The 22,880-nt window shown below is 61.6% G+C and carries 21 protein-coding genes; 9 read left to right on the forward strand and 12 right to left on the reverse strand.

Translation table 11 applies throughout. From position 1 onward, the window contains the following. Positions 1–161 precede the first annotated feature (161 nt). The 3 genes from dapE (at position 162) to NTD84_RS12810 (ending at position 2,575) form a co-directional block, all read left to right on the forward strand. A complete protein-coding gene (gene dapE, locus NTD84_RS12800) occupies positions 162–1,313 on the forward strand; it encodes a succinyl-diaminopimelate desuccinylase (protein WP_262165843.1) in 1,152 nt (383 codons plus the stop codon). Then, the gene (locus NTD84_RS12805) at positions 1,313–2,122 is read left to right on the forward strand and encodes a putative RNA methyltransferase (protein ID WP_262165846.1); all 810 of its coding nucleotides are present in this window, start codon (positions 1,313–1,315) and stop codon (positions 2,120–2,122) included. The genes dapE and NTD84_RS12805 overlap by 1 nt, the downstream gene beginning before the upstream one ends. Before the next feature lie 75 nt (positions 2,123–2,197). Beyond that, entirely contained in the window at positions 2,198–2,575 is a 378-nt protein-coding gene (locus NTD84_RS12810) for a hypothetical protein (protein ID WP_262165848.1), read from the forward strand. Positions 2,576–2,713: 138 nt separating this feature from the next. On the opposite strand, the gene NTD84_RS12815 is transcribed toward NTD84_RS12810, so the two are convergent. Next, positions 2,714–2,923 carry a cold-shock protein gene (locus NTD84_RS12815; protein ID WP_007964248.1) on the reverse strand — a complete coding sequence of 70 codons (210 nt, stop codon included), beginning with the start codon at positions 2,921–2,923 and terminating at the stop codon, positions 2,714–2,716. A gap of 234 nt (positions 2,924–3,157) precedes the next feature. On the opposite strand from NTD84_RS12815, the gene plsB reads away from it, so the two are divergent. The 3 genes from plsB (at position 3,158) to NTD84_RS12830 (ending at position 6,912) form a co-directional block, all read left to right on the forward strand. Continuing rightward, the gene (plsB, locus tag NTD84_RS12820) at positions 3,158–5,659 is read left to right on the forward strand and encodes a glycerol-3-phosphate 1-O-acyltransferase PlsB (protein ID WP_262165851.1); all 2,502 of its coding nucleotides are present in this window, start codon (positions 3,158–3,160) and stop codon (positions 5,657–5,659) included. 125 nt (positions 5,660–5,784) lie between these two features. Beyond that, a complete protein-coding gene (locus tag NTD84_RS12825) occupies positions 5,785–6,183 on the forward strand; it encodes a YbaY family lipoprotein (protein ID WP_262165853.1) in 399 nt (132 codons plus the stop codon). 39 nt (positions 6,184–6,222) lie between these two features. Beyond that, positions 6,223–6,912, forward strand: coding sequence for a DUF4197 domain-containing protein (locus NTD84_RS12830; protein WP_262165855.1), 690 nt, complete (start codon positions 6,223–6,225; stop codon positions 6,910–6,912). Positions 6,913–6,961: 49 nt separating this feature from the next. Here the strand turns inward: NTD84_RS12830 and NTD84_RS12835 are convergent, their stop codons facing one another. The 3 genes from NTD84_RS12835 to NTD84_RS12845 form a co-directional block, all read right to left on the reverse strand. Next, positions 6,962–8,308, reverse strand: a complete 1,347-nt coding sequence (locus NTD84_RS12835) for a Fic family protein (protein ID WP_262165857.1) — start codon at positions 8,306–8,308, stop codon at positions 6,962–6,964. Positions 8,309–8,428: 120 nt separating this feature from the next. After that, the gene (locus NTD84_RS12840; protein ID WP_262165859.1) at positions 8,429–11,497 is read right to left on the reverse strand and encodes an efflux RND transporter permease subunit; all 3,069 of its coding nucleotides are present in this window, start codon (positions 11,495–11,497) and stop codon (positions 8,429–8,431) included. Positions 11,498–11,503: 6 nt separating this feature from the next. Further along, the gene (locus tag NTD84_RS12845; RefSeq protein WP_262165862.1) at positions 11,504–12,604 is read right to left on the reverse strand and encodes an efflux RND transporter periplasmic adaptor subunit; all 1,101 of its coding nucleotides are present in this window, start codon (positions 12,602–12,604) and stop codon (positions 11,504–11,506) included. A gap of 93 nt (positions 12,605–12,697) precedes the next feature. Between NTD84_RS12845 and NTD84_RS12850 the strand changes: the two genes are divergently transcribed. Continuing rightward, a complete protein-coding gene (locus tag NTD84_RS12850) occupies positions 12,698–13,342 on the forward strand; it encodes a TetR/AcrR family transcriptional regulator (protein ID WP_262165864.1) in 645 nt (214 codons plus the stop codon). A gap of 106 nt (positions 13,343–13,448) precedes the next feature. On the opposite strand, the gene NTD84_RS12855 is transcribed toward NTD84_RS12850, so the two are convergent. Continuing rightward, positions 13,449–14,231 carry a class I SAM-dependent methyltransferase gene (locus NTD84_RS12855; RefSeq protein ID WP_262165866.1) on the reverse strand — a complete coding sequence of 261 codons (783 nt, stop codon included), beginning with the start codon at positions 14,229–14,231 and terminating at the stop codon, positions 13,449–13,451. Between the two features lie 93 nt (positions 14,232–14,324). On the opposite strand from NTD84_RS12855, the gene NTD84_RS12860 reads away from it, so the two are divergent. Beyond that, positions 14,325–14,945 carry an energy transducer TonB gene (locus tag NTD84_RS12860; protein ID WP_262165868.1) on the forward strand — a complete coding sequence of 207 codons (621 nt, stop codon included), beginning with the start codon at positions 14,325–14,327 and terminating at the stop codon, positions 14,943–14,945. A 17-nt stretch (positions 14,946–14,962) separates the two neighbouring features. Here the strand turns inward: NTD84_RS12860 and NTD84_RS12865 are convergent, their stop codons facing one another. The 7 genes from NTD84_RS12865 to ppc all read right to left on the reverse strand — a co-directional run bounded on the left by NTD84_RS12865 (position 14,963) and on the right by ppc (position 22,323). Next, the gene (locus NTD84_RS12865; RefSeq protein WP_262165871.1) at positions 14,963–15,658 is read right to left on the reverse strand and encodes an extensin family protein; all 696 of its coding nucleotides are present in this window, start codon (positions 15,656–15,658) and stop codon (positions 14,963–14,965) included. 2 nt (positions 15,659–15,660) lie between these two features. Next, a complete protein-coding gene (locus NTD84_RS12870; RefSeq protein ID WP_262165873.1) occupies positions 15,661–16,482 on the reverse strand; it encodes an oxaloacetate decarboxylase in 822 nt (273 codons plus the stop codon). 34 nt (positions 16,483–16,516) lie between these two features. Next, the gene (locus NTD84_RS12875; protein WP_262165875.1) at positions 16,517–17,377 is read right to left on the reverse strand and encodes a DUF72 domain-containing protein; all 861 of its coding nucleotides are present in this window, start codon (positions 17,375–17,377) and stop codon (positions 16,517–16,519) included. Beyond that, complete coding sequence (locus tag NTD84_RS12880; protein WP_262165878.1) at positions 17,377–17,682, reverse strand: hypothetical protein; 306 nt, start codon at positions 17,680–17,682, stop codon at positions 17,377–17,379. Before NTD84_RS12880 ends, NTD84_RS12875 begins: the two co-directional genes overlap by 1 nt. Before the next feature lie 314 nt (positions 17,683–17,996). Further along, a complete protein-coding gene (tsaB, locus tag NTD84_RS12885) occupies positions 17,997–18,671 on the reverse strand; it encodes a tRNA (adenosine(37)-N6)-threonylcarbamoyltransferase complex dimerization subunit type 1 TsaB (protein WP_262165880.1) in 675 nt (224 codons plus the stop codon). Positions 18,672–18,758: 87 nt separating this feature from the next. Then, a complete protein-coding gene (gene adk / locus NTD84_RS12890) occupies positions 18,759–19,406 on the reverse strand; it encodes an adenylate kinase (protein ID WP_262165883.1) in 648 nt (215 codons plus the stop codon). Between the two features lie 286 nt (positions 19,407–19,692). Continuing rightward, on the reverse strand, positions 19,693–22,323 hold the full coding sequence (gene ppc, locus NTD84_RS12895) for a phosphoenolpyruvate carboxylase (RefSeq protein ID WP_262165885.1): 2,631 nt from the start codon (positions 22,321–22,323) through the stop codon (positions 19,693–19,695). Between the two features lie 200 nt (positions 22,324–22,523). On the opposite strand from ppc, the gene NTD84_RS12900 reads away from it, so the two are divergent. Continuing rightward, positions 22,524–22,868 (forward strand): pilin assembly protein, encoded by a 345-nt coding sequence (locus tag NTD84_RS12900; protein WP_262165888.1) that lies wholly within the window; start codon positions 22,524–22,526, stop codon positions 22,866–22,868. Positions 22,869–22,880: the final 12 nt, after the last annotated feature.

Here is a 22,880-nt window from a genome sequence, read left to right on the forward strand (position 1 = left end):
CATTTTGCAGGGCGTGGCGTGATATCCATCCCTGTGGGAGCCAGCCTGCTGGCGATGGCAATGTAACAATCACCGCTTATGTTGACGGCTACACCGCCTTCGCCAGCAGGCTGGCTCCCACAGTGAGTTCGCGCCCACATTCATGATCTCCGGAGTTTTCCATGACGGCCCACGCCGACCTTTCGCCGACCCTTCAACTCGCCATCGACCTGATCCGCCGTCCGTCCGTGACGCCGATCGACGCCGATTGCCAGAAGCAGATGATGCAGCGCCTGGGCGATGCCGGCTTCCAGCTGGAACCGATGCGCATCCAAGATGTGGATAACTTCTGGGCAACCCACGGCAAACACGACGGCCCGGTACTGTGCTTCGCCGGCCACACCGACGTGGTCCCCACCGGCCCGGTCACTGCCTGGCAGATCGACCCGTTCAACGCGCTGATCGACGAACACGGCATGCTCTGCGGCCGTGGCGCGGCGGACATGAAAGGCAGCCTCGCGTCCATGACCGTGGCCGCCGAACGCTTCGTCGCCGACTACCCGGATCACAAAGGCAAGGTCGCGTTCCTGATCACCAGCGACGAAGAAGGCCCGGCGCATCACGGCACCAAAGCCGTCGTTGAACGTCTTACCGCGCGCAAGGAACGCCTGGACTGGTGCATCGTCGGCGAACCGTCGAGCACCACGCTGGTGGGCGATGTGGTCAAGAATGGCCGTCGCGGTTCCCTCGGCGCCAAATTGACCGTGCACGGTGTGCAAGGTCACGTGGCCTATCCGCACCTGGCCAGGAACCCGATCCACCTCGCCGCCCCGGCCCTGGCCGAACTGGCCGCCGAGCATTGGGACCATGGCAACGATTTCTTCCCGCCGACCAGCTTCCAGATTTCCAACGTGAATTCCGGCACCGGCGCGACCAACGTGATCCCGGGTGACCTGGTGGCGGTGTTCAACTTCCGTTTCTCCACCGAATCCACCGTCGAAGGCCTGCAGAAGCGCGTCGCCGACATCCTCGACAAACACGGCCTGGACTGGCACATCGACTGGGCGCTGTCCGGCCTGCCGTTCCTCACCGAGCCGGGCGCCCTGCTGGATGCAGTTGCATCGAGCATCAAGGACATCACCGGTCGCGACACCAAGGCGTCCACCAGCGGTGGCACCTCCGACGGGCGCTTCATCGCGACCATGGGCACGCAGGTGGTCGAGCTGGGTCCGGTCAACGCGACGATCCACCAGGTCAACGAACGTGTACTGGCCGCCGACCTCGACGTGCTGACCGAAATCTACTACCAGACCCTGATCAAGTTGCTCGCCTGATGCTCGCCTGCCCGATCTGCAGCGAACCGCTGAACGCGGTGGACAACGGCGTGGCCTGCCCCGCCGGGCATCGTTTCGACCGCGCGCGCCAGGGATACCTGAACCTGTTGCCGGTGCAGCACAAAAACAGCCGCGACCCTGGGGATAACCTGGCGATGGTCGAAGCCCGTCGCGACTTTCTGAACGCCGGCCATTACGCGCCGGTGGCCAAACGCCTCGCGGAACTGGCAGCTGGCTACGCGCCGCAGCGCTGGCTCGACATCGGTTGCGGCGAGGGTTACTACACCGCGCAAATCGCCGAGGCCCTGCCCCATGCCGACGGTTACGCCCTGGACATCTCCCGGGAAGCGGTCAAACGCGCCTGCAAACGCAACCCGCAGCTGACGTGGTTGATCGCCAGCATGGCGCGGGTGCCGCTGGCCTCGGGCAGTTGCCAGTTTCTCGCCAGCGTCTTCAGCCCGTTGGACTGGGAGGAAGCCAAACGCCTGCTCAGTCCGGGGGGCGGCCTGATGAAAGTCGGGCCGACCAGCGGCCATCTGATGGAGTTGCGCGAGCGCCTGTACGACGAAGTGCGTGAGTACACCGACGACAAGCATCTGGCGTTGGTGCCGGCGGGCATGGCGCTGCAACACAGTGAAACCCTCGAGTTCAAACTGATGCTGGCCAGTGGTCAGGATCGCGCCAACCTGCTGGCCATGACGCCCCACGGTTGGCGCGCCAGTGCCGAACGCCGGGCGGCGGTCATCGAACAGGCTGAACCGTTCGAGGTCACTGTGTCGATGCGATACGATTACTTCGTACTTCAATAATTTTTGGTCTTGAGCAACGGCTCGAGGCCGGCTAAATCCGCGAATGGATTTTTCAGACCCGCAGTGAGGACATCCATGCGCCAACCGGATATCGAGATTTACCTGAAAGACGCCGACGTCGACTACAAGGCCATTGCGACCTGGCTCGGCGAAGCGCTGGGCCCGTGCACCGACTGGGTTCAGAAAGGCCAGACCTACAAGTGCAAGGCCGGCAACGTGCCGGTGACCTGGCTGCCGAAAGCCGTAGGAAAGTGGAACAGCCTGTACCTCGAAAGTGACCAGACCCCGTGGGAAGACGACATCGCCTGCGCCCGCGCCGCGTTTGCCGCACTGAACGTCGAAGTGCGTTGCGCGCCGGGGAGTTGGGTCGAGGAAGAAGGTGAGGAGACCGCGGATCGCTGGATGCGCATCAGCGCGGACGGTGAAGAAGAAATCACCTGGAAAACCGCGTAGCCGTAGCAACACCCACCACATGTGGGAGCGGGCTTGCTCGCGAATGCGGTGGATCAGTCGACGTTATATCGACTGATCCACCACATTCGCGAGCAAGCCCGCTCCCACACTGGTTTTGGGTGATCTGGAGAAATGGATTTACAGCCCCACCACGTCCTCAGCCTGCAACCCTTTCTCGCCGGTCACCACGGCGTATTCCACCTGCTGACCTTCAGTCAGCGAACGATGCCCTTCTCCGCGAATTGCGCGGTAGTGCACGAACACGTCCACCCCGTCCTCGCGTTGAATGAAGCCGTAGCCCTTGGCGTCGTTGAACCACTTCACATTGCCGGTCTCGCGCGTTGCCATCTGTTCATACTCCTTTTTTATTATTGATCGGGCTTTTCGCAGGAAAGCCTCGGGAACATTGCTTGCACTGAGTGTGCCACTGTCTGGCCAGTGCGGGCTCGCCGAGTATATGTCAGGCGGCAAAACTCTCAACTCAACTTTACTTAGCCGCTTTTTTGCCGATTTTCGACGAATCCGGCACACTAACCGCCGCCCGAGCACATGCTCGGTTTTATTCACTCACGCAGAAGCCGTATGACCCGCTCCCCGTTCCGCCGTCTTGTGTTTGGCACCCTGCGCCGACTGCTCTATCTCTGGGTTCGCTCGGAGACGATCAATCAGTCGTCGTTCACCCTCAACCTCGACCGCAGTCGTCCGGTGTTCTACGTCCTGCAAAACCCTTCGCTGACCGACCTCGCTGTGCTCGACACCGAGTGCACCAAGGCCGGCCTGCCGCGTCCGGTGCTGCCGGTGTCGGTGGGCAACCTGCTCGAACCCGCCGCGTTCTTTTACCTGACGCCGGACCCCGACTGGCTCGGCCGCCAGGACAAACGCGGCGCGCCGCCGACCCTGACCCGCCTGGTCAGCGCCCTGAGCCAGAACGCCGCCGAGGATGCGCAGATCATTCCGGTCAGCGTGTTCTGGGGCCAGTCGCCGGACAGCGAGTCGAGCCCGTGGAAACTGCTGTTCGCCGACAGCTGGGCCGTCACCGGTCGCCTGCGCCGCCTGCTCAGCATCATCGTGCTCGGGCGCAAGACCCGCGTGCAGTTCTCCGCGCCGATCCACTTGCGCGAGCTGATCGAGCACAACAAGGGCCACGAGCGCACCGTGCGCATGGCCCAGCGCATCCTGCGGGTGCACTTTCGCAACCTCAAGGCCGCGGTGATCGGCCCGGACATCTCCCACCGCCGCAACCTGGTCAAGGGCCTGATCAATCAGCCGCTGGTCAGGCAAGCGATCCTCGACGAAGCCGAGCGCGAGAACATCTCTGCGGAAAAAGCCAAGGCCCAGGCCCTGCGCTACGGCAACGAGATTGCCTCGGACTACACCTACACCGCGATCCGCTTTCTGGAAGTGGTACTGAGCTGGTTCTGGAACAAGATCTACGACGGGATCAAGGTCAACCACATCGAAGGCGTGCAGAATGTTGCCCAGGGTCACGAAGTGATCTATGTGCCGTGTCATCGCAGCCACATCGACTACCTGCTGCTCTCGTACCTGCTGTTCCGCAACGGCCTGACCCCACCGCACATCGCCGCCGGCATCAACCTCAACATGCCGGTGATCGGCAGCCTGCTGCGCCGTGGCGGTGCGTTCTTCATGCGCCGCACCTTCAAGGGCAATCCGCTGTACACCTCGGTGTTCAACGAATACCTGCACACCCTGTTCACCAAAGGCTTCCCGGTCGAGTACTTCGTCGAGGGCGGCCGTTCGCGCACCGGGCGCATGCTGCAACCGAAAACCGGAATGCTGGCGATCACCCTGCGCAGCTTTCTGCGTTCGTCGCGCATGCCGATCGTTTTCATCCCGGTGTACATCGGCTACGAACGCGTGCTCGAAGGCCGGACCTACCTCGGCGAGTTGCGCGGCGCGAGCAAGAAGAAAGAATCGATCTTCGACATTTTCAAAGTCATCGGCGCGCTCAAGCAGCGCTTCGGCCAGGTCGCGGTGAACTTCGGTGAGCCGATCAAACTCGCGGAATTCCTCGACAACGAACAGCCGGACTGGCGAGAGCAGGAACTCGGCCCGCAGTTCAAACCGGCCTGGCTCAACGAAACCACTAATCGCCTCGGCGAGAAAGTCGCGCAGCATTTGAACGAAGCGGCGGCGATCAACCCGGTCAACCTGGTGGCGCTGGCCCTGCTGTCCACCAGCCGACTGGCCCTGGACGACCGCGCCATGGCGCGAGTGCTGGACCTGTATCTGGCGCTGCTGCGCAAAGTCCCGTATTCGCCGCACACCACGCTGCCGGACGGTGACGGACGCGCGCTGATCGAACACGTGAAGGACATGGACCTGCTGTCCGAACAGAGCGATGCCCTCGGCAAGATTCTGTACCTGGACGAGCAAAACGCCGTCCTGATGACCTATTACCGCAACAACGTGCTGCACATTTTCGCATTGCCGTCCTTGCTCGCCAGCTTCTTCCAAAGTGCCTCGCGCATGAGCCGCGAGCAGATCCTGCGCTACACCCGCGCGCTGTATCCGTACTTGCAATCGGAGTTGTTCATTCGCTGGTCGATGGATGACCTGGAGGCGGTGATCGATCAATGGCTCGAAGCGTTCGTCGAGCAAGGCCTGCTGCGTTTCGAGAACGACGTTTACCTGCGCCCGGCGCCTAGCTCGCGGCATTTCGTGTTGCTGACGCTGTTGTCGAAGAGCATCGCCCAGACCTTGCAGCGCTTCTACATGACCGTTTCCCTGCTGCTCAACAGCGGCCAGAACAGCATCAGCGCCGAAGAACTGGAAGACTTGTGCACCGTAATGGCCCAGCGCTTGTCGATCCTGCATGGCCTGAACGCTCCGGAGTTTTTCGACAAGAGTCTGTTCCGCCACTTCATCCAGACCCTGCTTGACCTCGACGTGCTCAAGCGTGATGAAGCGGGCAAGCTGAGCTATCACGAACTGCTCGGCGAACTGGCCGAGGGCGCGGCCAAACGGGTGCTGCCGGCAGAGATACGTTTGTCGATCCGCCAGGTTGCGTTGCATCGCAGTGAAGATGCGGCGGACCTGGCTGCCACCCGTACCGAGGCCTGACGCAATCCCTGTGGGAGCGGGCTTGCTCGCGAAGGCGGTCTACCATTCAGCACATCAGCTGTCTGACACAACGCTTTCGCCGGCAAGCCGGCCTCGCTCGCACAATGTTCAAACGGAGATTTTCCATGAAAAAACTTACTCTATTGGCCATGACCGCTTTGCTCGGCGCCTGCCAGTCAATGTCCCCCGCCACCAAAACCAGCCTCGACGGCGAAGTCTTCTACCTGCAACGCATCGCCCTGCCGCCGACCGCAACCCTGAGCGTCAGCTTGCAGGACGTGTCCCTGGCCGACGCCCCTGCCGTGGTGCTCGACGAACAGAAAGGTCCGGTCAAGGGCCAGGTGCCGCTGCCGTTCCATCTGAGTTACGATCCGGCGCAGGTCAAACCCGGCCATCGATACGCCGTCAGCGCGCGCATTGAAGTGGACGGCCAACTGATGTTCATCACCACCGAACATCACGCGGTGAAACTCGATGGCAGCGATCCGCAGCCGCTGAAGATCCGCGTCGATGCGGCCCGCTGATTTATTTTTCGAACACTTTTTATGAACAAGGAAGCCGCCATGTTCCGCCCTACCCTTCGCTTCGCCGGCCTGTGTGCAGGCCTGATGATTTCCGCCAGCGCGATGGCGTTGTCGCTCAGTGACCTGTCGCAAAAAGACGCCACCGGCGGCCTCAAGGACGCGCTGACCCAAGGCGCGCAACTGGCCGTGAAACAACTCGGCACGCCGGGCGGTTTCAGCAACAACCCGGAGGTGAAGATCGAACTGCCGGGCAAACTGGGCAAGGTCGCCAGCAAGATGAAGGCCTTCGGCATGGGTGCCCAGGTCGATGAGCTGGAAACCAGCATGAACAAAGCGGCTGAAACCGCCGTGACCCAGGCCCAGCCGATCCTGGTGGATGCCGTGAAGAAAATGAGCGTGGAAGACGCCAAAGGCATTCTCAGCGGCGGTAACGACTCGGCCACCCAGTACCTGAACAAATCCAGCCGCGAACAGATCCGCGCCAAGTTCCTGCCGATCGTCAAGCAAGCCACCGACCAGGTGGGCCTGGCCAAGCAATACAACTCGTTCGCCGGACAAGCCGCTACCATGGGCGTGGTCGATGCGAAGAGCGCCAACATCGAAAGCTACGTCACCGAGCAAGCGCTGAACGGCCTGTTCGAGATGATCGGCAAACAGGAAGCCACCATCCGCCAAAACCCTGCCGCCGCGGCGACGAGCCTGGCGAAGAAAGTGTTCGGCACGCTCTGAGTTTTAACGCGGATCCTGTGGAAGCGAGCCTGCTCGCTTCCACAAACGATCAGGTCGCCAATCCCGATCGCAGGAAGAACACCCATTCCCGCCCGATCTTCCTTTTCTCGAACACCTCCAACTCGACCAACCTGTTCAGGATCCCCGACGCAGTGTTGTAAGAGCAGTCCAGATTTTGCTTCACGTTGACTGCCGTAAACTCCTTGGCCATCCCGCTCTTGGCCACCTGGAATATGACACGCTGTTTCTCGGTCAATCGGTGAAAAAAACCGGACGCCACTAACCAGCGGTCAAAGCTGTCGGCGTATGCCAGGCTTTTCCGGTAGGCCATGGAAAATCCGCTGACAGCCCGCAAAATGACCTCGCACTGAAAGTCGATGAAATACGTCAGATCAAGATCATCCACTTCCGTGTTCAGGTAAGAGCGTCCGTATTTCACCGGCGCGTTGCGCAGCAAAATGCTGATGGCAATGTAGCGAAACGCGGAAAAATCATTCTTGAACATGGACCAGTAAAATAGCGCTCGCGCGACACGGCCGTTGCCATCGCGGAAAGGATGCTCGTAGCCCAGCGCAAAATGCAGGGCGATGCCTTTGATCAAAGGATGCAGGTAATCATTTTGCTCGGGATCGTGATGGGACTGGTTGAACCACGTCGACAACACTTGCAGTCTGGACACCAGTCCAGCGGTGGGCGGCGGTGTATGCACGGTATTACCCTCGCCGTCCTGTACCACCACGTCATCGTTCTTCCTGAAACACCCCGGCGAATACAACGTGTCATCAATGCCCTCGACGCCTATCCGGTGCATGGCTGATATCAGCTCGGGACTCAGCGGTACATGGCGCTTTTCCCAGGCGAAATTCATCATTTTGTAGTTACCGATCACCATGCGCTCGTCCGGCGTGCGTGGCAGGCGCTTGCGCTTGAGCATGTCCTTGGCCACCCGCGTGGTCGTCGCCGCACCTTCGAGCTGACTGCTGCTGATGGCTTCGTCTTCGATCAGGTCGTTAAGCAGATAGCTGAAGTGCGCATGCTCGCCAATCTGACTGGTCATGAATTCCAGCGCGGCCGTCGTTGCTTGCCGGTCAACAGCAGAAATCGCTTTTTGCGCCAGCGGTGTGAGCATGAATTGCCCCCACCGAAGCGGCTCGCCCAGCGGCAGTAGACTTGAGTACTGCGCAACACGCGCCTTCTTCACCAGCGCCCAGCACAGATTTGAATCCAGCCCCGGCGCCCAGCGGTAGCGCAATTCATTGAAAGGTCGATAGCGCCATTGATCATCCAGCGGCCTCAGCAGGGCGAGGTATTCCGAGAGACGTTCTTTGTGGGGAGACTTCCCCAGCAGGTCGAATACCGGATCGGTCCGGCCTTCCAGCATCGGTGGCTTTTTCATTGATTGCTGTCTCAGAACCTCATGAAACTGAGGCTCGAGTACAGCATTCGGGCTCCTCTGACTCAATATCAGAGGTTTCTGAAATACCTGTAGGAGCGAGCAGGCTCGCGCCTAGAGGTGTCAGGCAGGCTCTTCTTTCTTGATGCGGAACCACGCTGCATACAGCGCCGGCAGGAACAGCAACGTCAGCGCCGTCGCCACGATCAGGCCGCCCATGATCGCCACCGCCATCGGCCCGAAGAACACGCTGCGGGACAAAGGAATCATTGCCAGTACCGCGGCGAGCGCGGTCAAGACAATCGGCCGGAAACGCCGCACCGTGGCTTCGATGATCGCCTGCCAGGGCTTGAGGCCGGCGGCGATGTCCTGCTCGATCTGGTCCACCAGGATCACCGAGTTACGCATGATCATCCCGGACAGGGCGATGGTCCCGAGCATGGCGACGAAGCCGAACGGCTGACGGAACACCATCAGGAACAGGGTCACGCCGATCAGTCCCAAGGGTGCCGTCAGAAACACCATCGCCGTGCGTGAGAAACTTCGCAGCTGCAGCATCAGCAACGTCAGCACCACCACGATGAACAACGGCACGCCGGCCTTCACCGAGTTCTGCCCGCGGGCGGAGTCTTCCACCGTGCCGCCGACATCCAGGAGGTAGCCGTCGGGCAGTTCAGCGCGGATTGGGTCGAGCGTCGGCATGATTTGCTGCACCAGCGTCGCTGGCTGTTCCTTGCCGTAGATGTCGGCACGGACGGTCACGTTCGGCAAGCGGTTGCGGTGCCAGATGATGCCCTCTTCGAAGCCGTATTCCAGGGTCGCGATCTGCGACAGCGCCACGCTACGACCGTTGTCGGTCGGCACCGCCAGGCTTGGCAGCAGCGACAGTTCGGTGCGTTCATGCAAGGTGCCGCGCAGGAGGATTTCGATCAACTCGTTGTCTTCGCGGTACTGGCTGACGCTGGAGCCGGTCAGCGAGCTTTGCAGAAACTTCGACAGGTTCGCGGTGCTCACGCCGAGTGCACGGGCGCGGTCCTGGTCGACGTTGAGGTACACCACTTTGCTCGGTTCTTCCCAATCCAGGTGGACGTTCACCACATGGGGGTTCTCGCGAACCTTGGCCGCCACCTTGCGGGCCAGGGCGCGGACTTCCTCGATGTGCTCGCCGGTGACGCGGAACTGCACCGGGTAGCCGACCGGCGGACCGTTTTCCAGGCGCGTCACCCGCGAGCGCAAGGCCGGGAATTGTTCGTTGAGGGTTTCGATCAGCCAGGTGCGCAGGGTTTCGCGGTCCTCGATGGTCTTGGCCAAGACGACGAACTGAGCGAAGCTCGCCGCCGGCAATTGCTGATCCAACGGCAGGTAAAAGCGCGGCGAACCGGTGCCGACGTAAGCCACGTAATTGTCGATGCCGGCATGATCCTTCAGCAGACCTTCAAGGCGCTTGACCTCGTCGGCGGTGTTGCTCAGCGACGCGCCCTCGGCCAGTTTCAGATCGACCATCAACTCCAGCCGGCCTGAAGCCGGAAAGAATTGTTGCGGCACAAACCGGAACAGCACGATGGAGCCGATGAACAACACCACCGTCAGCGTGATCACCGTTTTGCGCCAGCGCACGCACCACTCCACCAGACGACGGACGCGCTGATAGAACGGCGTGGCGTACGGATCCGGCTGAGCAGCGCCGTGTTTGGCTGCGTGAATCTTCGCCAGATCCGGCAGGAGTTTTTCCCCCAGATACGGCACGAACACCACGGCGGCGATCCATGACGCGAGCAGCGCAATCGTGACCACCTGGAAAATCGAACGGGTGTATTCGCCGGTCCCCGATTGCGCGGTGGCAATCGGCAGGAACCCGGCAGCGGTGATCAGCGTGCCGGTGAGCATCGGGAACGCGGTGCTGGTCCAGGCGTAGCTGGCAGCCTTGATCCGGTCGAAGCCCTGCTCCATTTTGATCGCCATCATTTCCACGGCGATGATCGCGTCGTCCACCAGCAAGCCCAGCGCCAGGACCAGCGCGCCGAGGGAAATCTTGTGCAGGCCGATGCCGAAGTAATACATGCAGGCGAAGGTCATCGCCAACACCAGCGGAATCGCCAGGGCCACGACCATGCCGGTGCGCACGCCGAGGGAAAAGAAGCTCACCAGCAGGACGATGGCCAAGGCTTCGACCAATACCTGGACAAACTCGCCGACCCCGGTTTTCACCGCGGCGGGCTGGTCCGAGACCTTACGCAACTGCATGCCGGCCGGGAGGTTTTTCTGGATCCGCGCAAACTCGATTTCCAGGGCCTTGCCCAGCACCAGAATGTCGCCGCCGTCCTTCATCGCCACGGCCAGACCGATGGCGTCTTCAGCCATGAAACGCATGCGCGGCGCCGGAGGATCGTTGAAACCGCGACGCACATTCGCGACATCGGCGATGCGGAACGTACGATCACCGACCCGGATCGGAAAGTTCTTGATCTCCTCGACTGTCTGAAAATTCCCCGAGACCCGTAGCTGCAGTCGCTCGCTGGTGGTTTCGAAGAAGCCCGCCGTGGACACCGCGTTTTGCTCTTCCAGGGCCTGTTGCACCGCCGCCAACGGCAGCCCCAGGGTGGCGAGTTTGACGTTGGACAGCTCGATCCAGATCTTCTCGTCCTGCAACCCGAGCAGGTCGACCTTGCCCACATCATTGACCCGTTGCAGCTGGATCTGGATGCGGTCGGCGTAGTCTTTGAGCACTGCGTAATCAAAACCGTCGCCGGTCAGCGCGTAGATATTGCCGAAGGTGGTGCCGAATTCATCGTTGAAAAAAGGCCCCTGAATGCCTGGCGGCAGGGTGTGCCGGATGTCGCTGATCTTCTTGCGGACCTGATACCAGAGCTCCGGAATCTCCACCGAGTGCATGGAGTCACGGGCCACGAACGTCACCTGGGACTCACCCGGTCGGGAGAACGAGACGATGCGCTCGTACTCGCCGGTTTCCATCAGCTTCTTTTCAATGCGTTCGCTGACCTGGCGCGACACTTCCTCGGCGGTCGCCCCCGGCCAGTTGGTGCGGATGACCATGGCCTTGAAGGTGAACGGCGGATCTTCGCTTTGGCCGAGCTTGGTGTAGGACAATGCGCCGACGATCGCCAGCAACAGCATCAGGAACAGTACGATCTGGCGATTACGCAGCGCCCATTCGGAAAGATTGAAACCCATCGGGGATTACTCCTTGTCCGCCAGATTGACCACGCGGTTGGAGCGATCCACCGGGCGCACCTGCTGCCCGTCATGCAACACATGGACACCGGCCGCCACCACCCAATCGCTGGCGTTCAGGCCTTCGAGCACCGGCACGGTTTTCTCACCGAATGCACCGACCCGGACCGGGGCTTTTTTCAGGGTGTTATTGGCGCCAAGCACCCACACGTAGGTGGCACCGTTTTCGGCGGTGAGCGCCGACAGTGGCACCGACAACGCAACCACGTCAGCGGCCTGGATAAACACCCGAGCGCTCTGGCCAAGTTCGGCCGGGACCTTGCCCGCGGTGAACGCAATGCGCGCAGCGAAAGTGCGGGATTTCGGATCGGCGGCGGGAGACAGTTCACGGATGCGCCCGGCGAAACGTTGATCAGGCTGGCTCCAGAGCTCCACCGACACCGGCTGGCCGACCTTGAAACGCCCGAAGCCCTGCTCTGGCAGGCTGATCAGCACTTCGCGCTCACCGTCGGTCGCGAGGGTGAAGACGGTCTGGCCGGCGGCGACAACCTGTCCGACTTCCACCGCGCGCTTGGCCACCACACCGTCCTGAGGCGCGCGCAACACTGCGTAGCTGGCCTGGTTGGTGGAGACGTTGAATTCGGCCTTGATCTGCTTCAGGCGCGCTTCACCGGATCTGTAGAGGTTTTCAGAATTGTCGTACTGCGAACGGCTGACCATCTGACGGTCCATCAGGGTCTTGTAGCGATCACGCTCGGCACGCACCAGGTTCAGGTTGGCTTCGGCCGCGGCCACTTGGGCGCGGGTGGCTTCCAGTTGCAGGCGCACGTCCTGGGGATCGAGCTCCGCCAGCGGCTGATCGGCCTTGACCCGCTGCCCTTCCTCGACCAGTCGTCGGCTGACTTTGCCGCCAATGCGGAAGGCCAGGTCCGGCTCGTAGCGCGCACGGACTTCACCGGGATAACTCTCCATCGCCTGGGCCGAAGGCTCTGGCTGCACCACCATGGCCGGGCGAACGCTGACTTGCGGCGCCTCCTCATGCCCACACGCAGACAATAAAAACGCCAGACTGACTGGCAATGCGAGGGGCAAGGCATAGCGGAACATGGTGAAGGACCTTTCGCTAATGGAGCTTGGAATAATTATACTGGCGAGTATGTTATTAATAGCAAACTCACCAGTCCAGTAATAAAGCGAAGAATGTCGAACAATCTTTCAGCACCCAATGGTCCGGGTCGCCCCAAGGATCTCGCCAAGCGCCAGGCGATCCTCGATGCGGCGAAAACCCTGTTTCTGAGCAACGGTTACGCGAACACCAGCATGGACGCCGTGGCGGCTGAAGCGGGCGTGTCGAAGCTGACCGTCTACAGCCATTTCAACGACAAGGAGACGTTGTTCTCCGCTGCTGTGGTCGCCAAGTGCGAAGAGCAACTGCCTACACTGTTTTTCGAATTGCCCGACGGTATTGGCGTCGATTCGGTGCTACTGAACATCGCCCGCGGTTTCCATCACCTGATCAACAGCGATGAATCGGTCAACCTGCACCGGTTGATGATGACCTTGGGCAGCCAGGACCCGAAGCTGGCGCAGATCTTCTTCGAAGCCGGCCCGGAACGCATGCTGCATGGCATGGAACGGTTGCTGAGCAAGGTGGATCAGAGCGGCGCGTTGAGCATCGACAAGCCTCGCAACGCGGCGGAGCATTTCTTTTGCCTGTTGAAGGGGGCGGGGAATTTTCGCTTGCTGTATGGCTGTGGCGAGCCGCTGACCGGGGAAGCGGCGGAGGAGCATGTGCGGGAAGTGGTGGGGTTGTTCATGCGGGCTTATCGGCCTGGGACAGCCTGATCGATGGGTGGTGTCTGGCCTGGCGTCTTCGCGATCAAGCCCGCTCCCACAGGATTGGCGCAGTTCCTGTGGGAGCGGGCTTGCTCGCGAAGGGGGCGACACGGTCTCAGGGCTTGAGCGCCTTCTTCGGATAAATGTCATACCGGCTGGATTTCCCGTCCAGCGCATGACTCGGCTTCGGCCCGGCAATGCATGGCGCCTTGCGCGGGCGCTTGACCACCACCCGGTGACTGGCCAGTGCCAACGCCGCTTCGAGCAACGCCGGCGCGTCCGGGTCATCGCCGACCAGCGGCCGGAACAGGCGCATCTCCTTCTTCACCAGCGCGGTTTTCTCACGGTGCGGGAACATCGGGTCGAGGTAGATCACCTGCGGCGGCTCGCCTTCCCAGTTGCGCATGACCTCGATCGAGTTGCCCTTGAGCAGATGCATGCGCGCCACAATCGAGGCCACGTCGAAATCTTCGGCGCCGCGCGCCAGGCCGTCTTCAAGCAGCGCGCCGATCAACGGCTGACGTTCGATCAGGCTCATCTCGCAGCCCAGGCTGGCGAGCACGAACGCATCCTTGCCCAACCCGGCCGTCGCATCCAGTACCCGCGGGCGCACGCCCTGGGCGATGCCGACAGCTTTGGCGATCATCTGCCCGGTGCCACCGCCAAACAAACGTCGATGGGCAGCGCCACCCTCGACGAAGTCCACCCGCACGGGCCCCGGCGCGTCCGGCCCCAGCTGTTGCAGCTGCAAGCCCTGCTCGCCGATTTGCAAGGCAAACTCACCGTCAGTCACCTGCAACGGCAGGCCCAGGCGCTCGGCCCACTGCTCGGCCTGTGACTGAAAAGCCGTGCCCAGGGCCTCGACGTGGATGCGGCAAGCTGCCGGTTGTTCAATCATGGGAAAAAACGCTCAAAAAATTAATGATCGGCAAAAACGGCCGATAACAAAACTAACGAGCATTTTGCCAGAGCTGAGCGTCGACCGAGAGAAATGTCAGACATTCAACCCACATCGATAGGTTACATCTCGCCCTACGGCGATTTTGGCCTGCGAAACTCTCAAGCACTGAGCGGCGTCAGTCACCTGTGGCAGGATTTTTTTGCCCAGGCCCTGGCCGACCAGTCGAGCGATGGGCTGACGGCTGCTCTGGATTTCCCCCCGGTCGACCTCGAAAGCCCGGTTGAACCTACAATCGGCAGCGAGCTGCTGGCGCACATCGTTTCCCAGCGCGAATGCGATGTGAAGGAAACCCAGGTCAAGCCGCCTGAACCGCTGTTCCTGCCGATTGCCGAATTCGAAATGGACCTGGCGGACAAACCGTTCCCACCGTTCCCGCCTGAGGAAATCGTCGCTCAACAGAAACAACAGGATTTCGAAAGCGGCTGGGTTCGTCCGATCGTGCTGACTAACGGCCAACCGCTGCCAACGCCTGGCGCGGCACCGCAACCGCGTCCATTGCACTTGCCGATCGCCGAGTTCGAACTGGACCTGCTGGATAAACCGTTCCCGCCATTCCCGCCTGAAGAACTCGCGGAACAACAGAAAAACTTTGATTTCGACATCGGCTGGGCGCGCCCGATCGTGCTGCAGAACCTGCGCATCGCCGCCTGACCTTCCCTGACAAGCCTTCAACGGCACACCCACCACGGCCCGACATCGAGATGAAAGTGATTGCGATGGGCGGCGTTGTAGTCCGGGCTCAGCACCACACTGAACACGTCGCAGGAACCGTCGCGAACCTGACGCAAGAACCGTGCGTCCTGATTATCCTTCGGCCAGTCCTTGAGCACGCTGATCGTTCGGCCGTCGGCAAGGCGAAAGCCCGCGATATCCAGCGCATTGGCCGACGCGTGCTGACTAAGCCTGCCATTCTCGCGTCCGTAGACGTTACGGCAGGCAAAGCTGCCCAGGTGATCGACGCGCGTCACCGCCTGCCCATAAACCGCCTGCGCGGCCGGTTGTAGCGCGTGGTGTTCGAACAGGGCAAATGACACCGCCAGGCGGCAACTGGCGAGGAAACTGCTGCTCAAGACCACGTCGCCGCCCTGCACGCGCAAGGCGTCGGTCAGCGGGCACTTCGCGTCAGGGCTGTCGGCCTGACGGGCCACGCGCAAGCCGGAGCTGCTCAAGGCTTGCTCGCACAGCTGCGGATCATCGCTCAGGCGCATCAGCTTATAGCGGGTCAGCAGATTCGGTTCGGCCCTGACGTCCAGCGGCGCCCACGGGTTCCACTGCGGCGGCAGCGAGATCCAGCCGCGCCAGGCGCTCACGCCGGCTAAACCGACCATCAGCAACAACACCAACAGCACCCGCGAAAACCGCATCGTCAGCCTTTGAACAGTTGATTGGCCTGCGCGTACGGCATCGACCGCGAGGTAAAGCTGAAGGTGCCCGAGGTCTTGATCTCTTCGGCTGCCCGGTAGAACTCGCCCAACGCCGCCAAGGCCAGCGCCGAACCGACACTGATGCGTTTGACGCCCATCTCGCTCAACTGCTCGACCGTCAGTTTCAGCCCGCCGGACATCAACACGTTGACCGGTTTCGGCGCCACGGCGCGCACCACCGCCAACACGTCTTCAGCGCTGCGTAAACCCGGCGCATACAGCACATCGGCGCCGGCTTCGGCGAAAGCCTTCAAGCGGCGGATGGTGTCGTCCAGATCGGGATTGCCGTGCAGGAAGTTTTCCGCCCGGGCCGTCAGCGTAAACGGGAACGGCAAACGGCGGGCAGCGGCGACGGCGGCTTCGATCCGCGCCACCGCGTGTTCGAAGCAATAGATCGGCGCGTCTGCGCGTCCGGTGGCATCCTCGATCGAACCACCGACGGCCCCCGCTTCGGCGGCCCGCAAAATGCTTTGAGCGCATTCGGCCGGGTCATCGGCAAAACCGTTTTCCAGGTCCACCGCCACCGGCAGATCAGTGGCCGCGACAATCGCCCGAACGTTCGCCAAGGTCTCGTCCAGCGACAACCCGCCATCGTGACGCCCCTGGGAAAAGGCGTAACCGGCACTGGTGGTCGCCAGGGCCTCGAAGCCCAGGCTGGCGAGCATTTTCGCCGAGCCGGCGTCCCACGGGTTGGGAATGACAAAGGCGCCGTCGCGTTCGTGAAGGGCTTTGAACGCCTGGGCTCGTAGGGTTTGCGCATCCATTTGGCAGGCTCCTGAAAAAGGCAGGGAATCCGCCTCAGAGCAGGCCAAGTTGCTCGGCGGCGGGCTCTCTGTATAGCTCAGGCAGCGGCGGCAGGCCAGGCAAACGCAGCATCAGTCTGGCGTGGAAACGTTGCGCGAGTTTCGCCGCCAGCAGGTTGTCAGCGGTGTGCAGGAAGATATAAGGCGTGCGGCCCTCTTCGATCCAGTAGGCAATTTTCTCGACCCAAGGCACCAGGAACGGGTCATTGGCTTCCAGTTGCGGATGGCCGATGAAGCGCACCTGTGGAAATGGGGTGAGCGCCGCCGGACGGGGGGGAACCCGGGGTTTCTTGGATTGCGCGTGGAGGACCGATGGATCGGTCGAGGTGCAACTGAACAGTGCGCGCGGATCGAGGCAGATGCGCTCGACGCCGCGATCCAGCAACAAGCGATTGAGCGAGCGCTCGGCATCGCCCTTGGCGAAGAAAGCGTCATGCCGCACTTCGACGGCCAATGGCCGGTCCACCGCATCGATAAACCCCGCCAATTCGTGCAAACGCTGCGGCGTGAAGCTTTTCGACAACTGCAACCACAGCGGCGACACGCGCTCACCCAACGGGCTAAGCAATTGCAGGAAGGTTTCGGTGGCGCTCAACTGTTCGCGCAGATCACCACCGTGGCTGATGTCGCCGGGGAACTTGGCGGTGAAGCGAAAGTGTTCAGGCATGATCTCGGCCCAGCGCTGCACGGTACTGGCAGCCGGGCTCGCGTAGAAGGTCGTGTTGCCTTCCACGGCATTGAATACTTGGGAATAGAGATTGAGAAAATCGGAGGATTTGGCGTCCTGCGGATAGAGGTAATCACGCCAGGCGTTTTCACTCCAGGACGGGCAGCCGAGGTAGTAAGGCAAGCGCATCAGATGTACAGGTCGAGGCCCAACACATCCGCATCCCAATCGACAAAACCGGCGGTGCTGAGGTAGCTGGCCAGGGCCATTGCGACGCTTTTGCTCATGGCACGGTGGTAAATCATGTCTTGCTGGCGTGCCGGAAGATTGCTCAGGCGTTGCGCGGAGGCTTTGGCAGCGCGGGCGGCCATTTGCTCTTCGGAGGGGAATTCCAGCTCGCCATCGATATCGACGGACTCGTCCTCAACCACAGGCCCTTTGCGAGGCTTGCGCTTGATGGGGTAGGACTGAGAGGAAAGGCCGTCTATGCGCATAAAGTCATGCTCGGTATCAATGATGGCAGTCTAGTGGCACTTCGCACACTTCGCAAACCGCCGAGTGATAACTAGAACACAGAAAAACGAAAAGGTTTAAAAGCCGAGGGAATGAAACGACGATTGGTTACATCTGTTTAATCGCTTTCGCTGGCAAGTCGGCTCTCACAGGGTCTGCGTCGATCACTCCTCTTGCTCCCTACACGAACACTGTGGGCGCTGGCTTGCCAGCGATGGCGGCCGGTCTGTCAACTGATGGGGCGAATGTCATGCCGTCTTCGCGAGCAAGCCCGCTCCCACACGTACCGGGCGGATTAACGCGCCTTCGGCGTCGCCACTTTATCGCGCAGATAAACCGGCTGAGCCTCATCCGCCACAATTGCCTCACCCCGCGCCCAGGCAAATTGCGCCAGCGTCAGCAGGTCTTCGGCGTGAGGCAACAGGGCGGCGTCCTGGCCGCTCAGGTTGACGGCGATGCGCTCGGCATAACCCCAACCGGTGCCAGCACCGAACCATTCACCACTGGCATCAACTGGCAATGCCGCGGCTTCCGGCGGCAACACCGCTTCGTTACCCACCAGCCGCATCTCCCCCGCCGTTTCGCGGTAGCAGCCCCAATACACTTCATCCATCCGCGCATCGATGGCCGCCGCGACCTGGCTCACGCCATGCTCGCGATAAGCGCGTTGTGCCAGCACCGCCAGGTTCGACACCGGCAACACCGGGCGATCCAGCGCAAACGCCAGACCCTGCACCACGCCGATGGCGATCCGCACGCCGGTGAATGCGCCCGGTCCACGGCCAAACGCAATGGCATCGACCGCTTGCAGCGTGGTCCCGGCGTCGGCGAGCAACTGCTGGATCATCGGCAACAGCTTTTGCGCATGCAGGCGCGGGATCACCTCGTAATGGCTCGTGACCTTGCCGTCATGCAGCAAGGCAACGGAGCAAGCTTCAGTCGCGGTGTCCAGGGCCAGCAAGGTGCTCATCGATGTATCCGTCAGAGAGTCATAAAAAAGTGCGCCAGTATAAACAACTACGGCCCGCAAGCGGGCCGTAGAAGATGAAGCGTTTTTTCAGCGCAGCGCTTCAAGCACCTTGCCGGTGATCGCTTCTACCGAGCCAACACCTTCGATGTGGCTGTACTTCGGCTTGCCCTGAGCCGCGGACAACTCCTGGTAGAACTTCACCAGTGGCTCGGTCTGAGCGTGGTAGACCGAGAGACGATGACGCACGGTTTCTTCGGTGTCGTCCTTGCGCTGCACCAGCTCTTCACCGGTGATGTCGTCTTTGCCAGCGATTTTCGGCGGGTTGTAGACGATGTGGTACACGCGACCGCTGGCCTCGTGAACGCGACGACCGGCGATACGCTGAACGATGTCTTCGTCCTTGACGTCGATTTCCACCACGTGATCCAGCTCAACGCCGGCCTTCACCAGGGCTTCAGCCTGAGGAATGGTGCGCGGGAAACCGTCGAACAGGAACCCGTTGGCGCAATCCGCCTGGCTGATGCGTTCCTTGACCAGATTGATGATCAGGTCATCGGATACCAGGCCACCGCTGTCCATGATGCTCTTGGCAATCAGGCCCAGCTCGGTGCCGGCCTTGACCGCGGCACGCAGCATGTCGCCGGTGGAGATTTGCGGGATGCCGAACTTTTCGGTGATGAACTTGGCCTGAGTACCTTTACCGGCCCCGGGAGCTCCCAGCAGAATGACGCGCATCGATGTGCTCCTCAATTTTTATATAGATAACAACGGATTCGCCTCGTGGGGCCAATCTCAAAACAGGGTCGTGACCGCCCAAACGGCCAAAGGCTGATCAAGATACACAGCAGGCCCGGACCACACAAGCCGCCGAAAGTCGGAGAAACCCGAGCCTCGCGTGACCCTGCGACGGGGTACCCCAAGTCGCAACCCCATCATTAACTGTCGCTTGGCAGCACTTTCCTGCCCTGCGCGAATGGGCACTCAAGGCCTGTGTCGAGTGCCCGAACCCACGACGAAAACATTAGCCGGTATTTCGCAAACCGGCGGCAATCCCCGCCACAGACACCAGCAACGCCTGCTCCACCGGGCTGCCCTGTGCCACCTCTTGCGCTCGCGAACGCGCCAGCAACTCGGCCTGCAATAGATGAAGCGGGTCGAGGTAGGTGTTGCGCAAACGGATGAATTCAAGGGTGTCTGGGCTATGTGCCAGTAGCTGCGACTGACCGGTCAGACCCAAGACCACCGCGCAGGCCTGCGACAATAGGTCGCGTAAGTGCGCACCTAAAGGCAACAGATCCGGCTCGACCAGCCGCTCATCGTAGGACCGGGCGATGTCGGCGTCAGCCTTGGCCAGGACCATTTCCAGCATGTCGATGCGCGTGCGAAAGAACGGCCACTGCTCGCGCATCTGCCCCAGCAACTCGCCTTCGCCGCGCTCCAGGGCCTTGCTCAACGCCGCCTCCCAGCCGAGCCAGGCCGGCAGCATCAAGCGTGTCTGGGTCCAACCGAAGATCCACGGAATCGCCCGCAGGCTTTCGATCCCGCCAGCACGACGCTTGGCCGGACGGCTGCCCAATGGCAGGCGACCCAACTCCTGCTCCGGTGTGGATTGACGGAAATACTCGACGAACTGCGGATTTTCCCGCACCACGGCGCGGTAAGCGCTGACACCGTCTGCCGCCAATTCGTCCATCAAATGGCGCCAGGCGGGTTCCGGTGGTGGCGGTGGCAGCAAGGTCGCTTCCAGCACGGCCGCGAGATACAGGTTGAGGTTTTGTTCGGCGATATCCGGCAGGCCGAATTTGAAACGAATCATTTCCCCCTGCTCGGTGGTACGGAAACGCCCCGCCACCGACCCCGGCGGCTGCGACAGAATCGCCGCGTGCGCCGGGCCGCCCCCACGACCCACGGTGCCACCGCGACCGTGGAACAACAGCAACTCGACTTGCTGCTCGCGGCAGATATCGACCAGGCGCTCCTGCGCTCGGTACTGCGCCCAGGCCGCTGCCGTGGTGCCGGCGTCCTTGGCCGAGTCGGAGTAGCCGATCATCACTTCCTGCGGACCTTGCAGGCGCGCGCGATAACCCGGCAGCAGCAACAGCGTTTCGATCACCGGGCCGGCGTTGTCCAGGTCCGCGAGGGTTTCAAACAGCGGCACCACCCGCATCGGCCGCAACACGCCGGCCTCTTTGAGCAGCAGTTGCACGGCCAGCACATCGGAAGCGGCGCCGGCCATGGAGATCACGTAGGAACCCAGCGAAGCCCCCGGCGCGGCAGCGATTTCCCGGCACGTGGCGAGCACTTCGGCGGTGTCGGCGGACGGTTTGAAGTACGCCGGCAGCAACGGCCGACGGTTGTTCAGCTCGCGCATCAGGAAGGCGATGCGCTCCTCCTCGCTCCAGTCTTCATAGCGACCGAGACCAAGGTAATCAGTGATTTCAGTCATCGCCGCCGAATGACGCGATGAATCCTGGCGCACGTCGAGACGCACCAGGAACAAGCCGAAGGTCACCGCCCGACGCAGGCAGTCGAGCAGCGGCCCATCGGCGATCACACCCATTCCGCACTCATGCAGCGACTGGTAGCACAGCTCCAGCGGGTCGAGCAGGTCACGGTTGTTTTGCAGCACACCGGCGGGCGCCGGCGTCGCGGTGGTCAACGCGGCATGCGCCCAGTTTCGCGTGGCACGCAGGCGCTCGCGCAGTTGCTTGAGCACCGCGCGATACGGTTCGGCGCTGTCCCCGGCCTTGGCTTTCAGCGCGTCGCTGGCCTGCTGCATCGACAGTTCGGCCGCCAGGTGATCGACATCGCGCAGGTACAGATCGGCCGCCATCCAGCGCGCCAGCAGCAACACTTCACGGGTCACGGCGGCGGTGACGTTGGGGTTGCCGTCGCGATCGCCGCCCATCCACGACGCGAAACGAATCGGCGCGCCCTCCAGCGGCAGATGCAGGCCGGTGGCGTCATGCAGGGCTTTATCGGCCTTGCGCAAATAATTCGGGATCGCCTGCCACAGCGAGTGCTCGATCACCGCAAAGCCCCATTTGGCCTCGTCGACCGGCGTCGGGCGGGTGCGGCGGATTTCTTCGGTGTGCCAGGCTTCGGCGATCAGGCGCTGCAGTTTGGCCTGGATCTGCTCGCGCTCGGCGCTGGTCAGGTCGCGGTGGTCCTGGGCGGCGAGTTGCGCGGCGATGGCGTCATATTTCTGGATCAGGGTGCGGCGCGCGACTTCCGTCGGGTGTGCGGTCAACACCAGCTCGATTTCCAGTCGCCCCAGCTGCCGGGCGAGGGACTCGGCGTCGTGGCCTTCTTTGAGCAGTCGCGCGAGCAATTCGGGCAATACGCGGGATTCGAAGGGCGCGGGCTGCGATTCTTCGCGGCGATGAATCAGCTGATATTGCTCAGCGATATTCGCCAGGTTGAGAAACTGGTTGAACGCCCGCGCGACCGGCAGCAACTCGTCTTCGCTGAGCTGGTTGAGACTGGCGCTGAGTTCGGCGTCCATCGAACCGCGACGGTCGGCCTTGGCGCCCTTGCGGATCTGCTCGATCTTGTCGAGAAAACCGTCGCCGTACTGCTCACGAATGGTGTTGCCCAACAGCTCACCCAACAGGTGAACGTCCTCGCGCAAGCGTGCATCAATATCGGTCATCAGCCAGTCTCCAGCGAAAAATCCGGGGGTGCTTTTGTAAAGAGAGTGCCGCCGCGAAGCGCTTCTTACAAGCAGACGACGAAGGGACTTTAAACCTTGTGCGCAGAAGCTAGTCTCAATAGTAAGCCGTACAACGGCTTTCGCCGGCCATGGCCGGACATTCACCAGCCTGCCACGAGCAGGCGCGCCATGAGGTTTTTATGAAAATCCGCGAGCTTGCCCATCATTGGGAAGAAAACGCCAAGGGTCGTCTGACCGACACCGGCTACGCGATTCATCTGGATGTAGAGGCTGCCGCACGACTGGCGGCGATCATCGAGATGTACCCCAAGCGGCACCCCGAAGAACTGCTCGGCGAACTGATCGGCGCCGCGCTCGAGGAGCTGGAAAAAAGCTTCCCGTACGTCAAGGGTTCAACCGTTGTCGCCACTGATGAGGAGGGCGATCCGCTGTACGAAGACGTCGGTCCGACTCCGCGTTTTCTCGCGCTGTCCCGTCGGCATCTGCATGATTTGTCGTCCACGGATGACAAGCAGAAACACTGATTTTACCTAGGA

This window comes from Pseudomonas sp. 14P_8.1_Bac3, from assembly GCF_025466085.1.
GTDB lineage: Bacteria > Pseudomonadota > Gammaproteobacteria > Pseudomonadales > Pseudomonadaceae > Aquipseudomonas.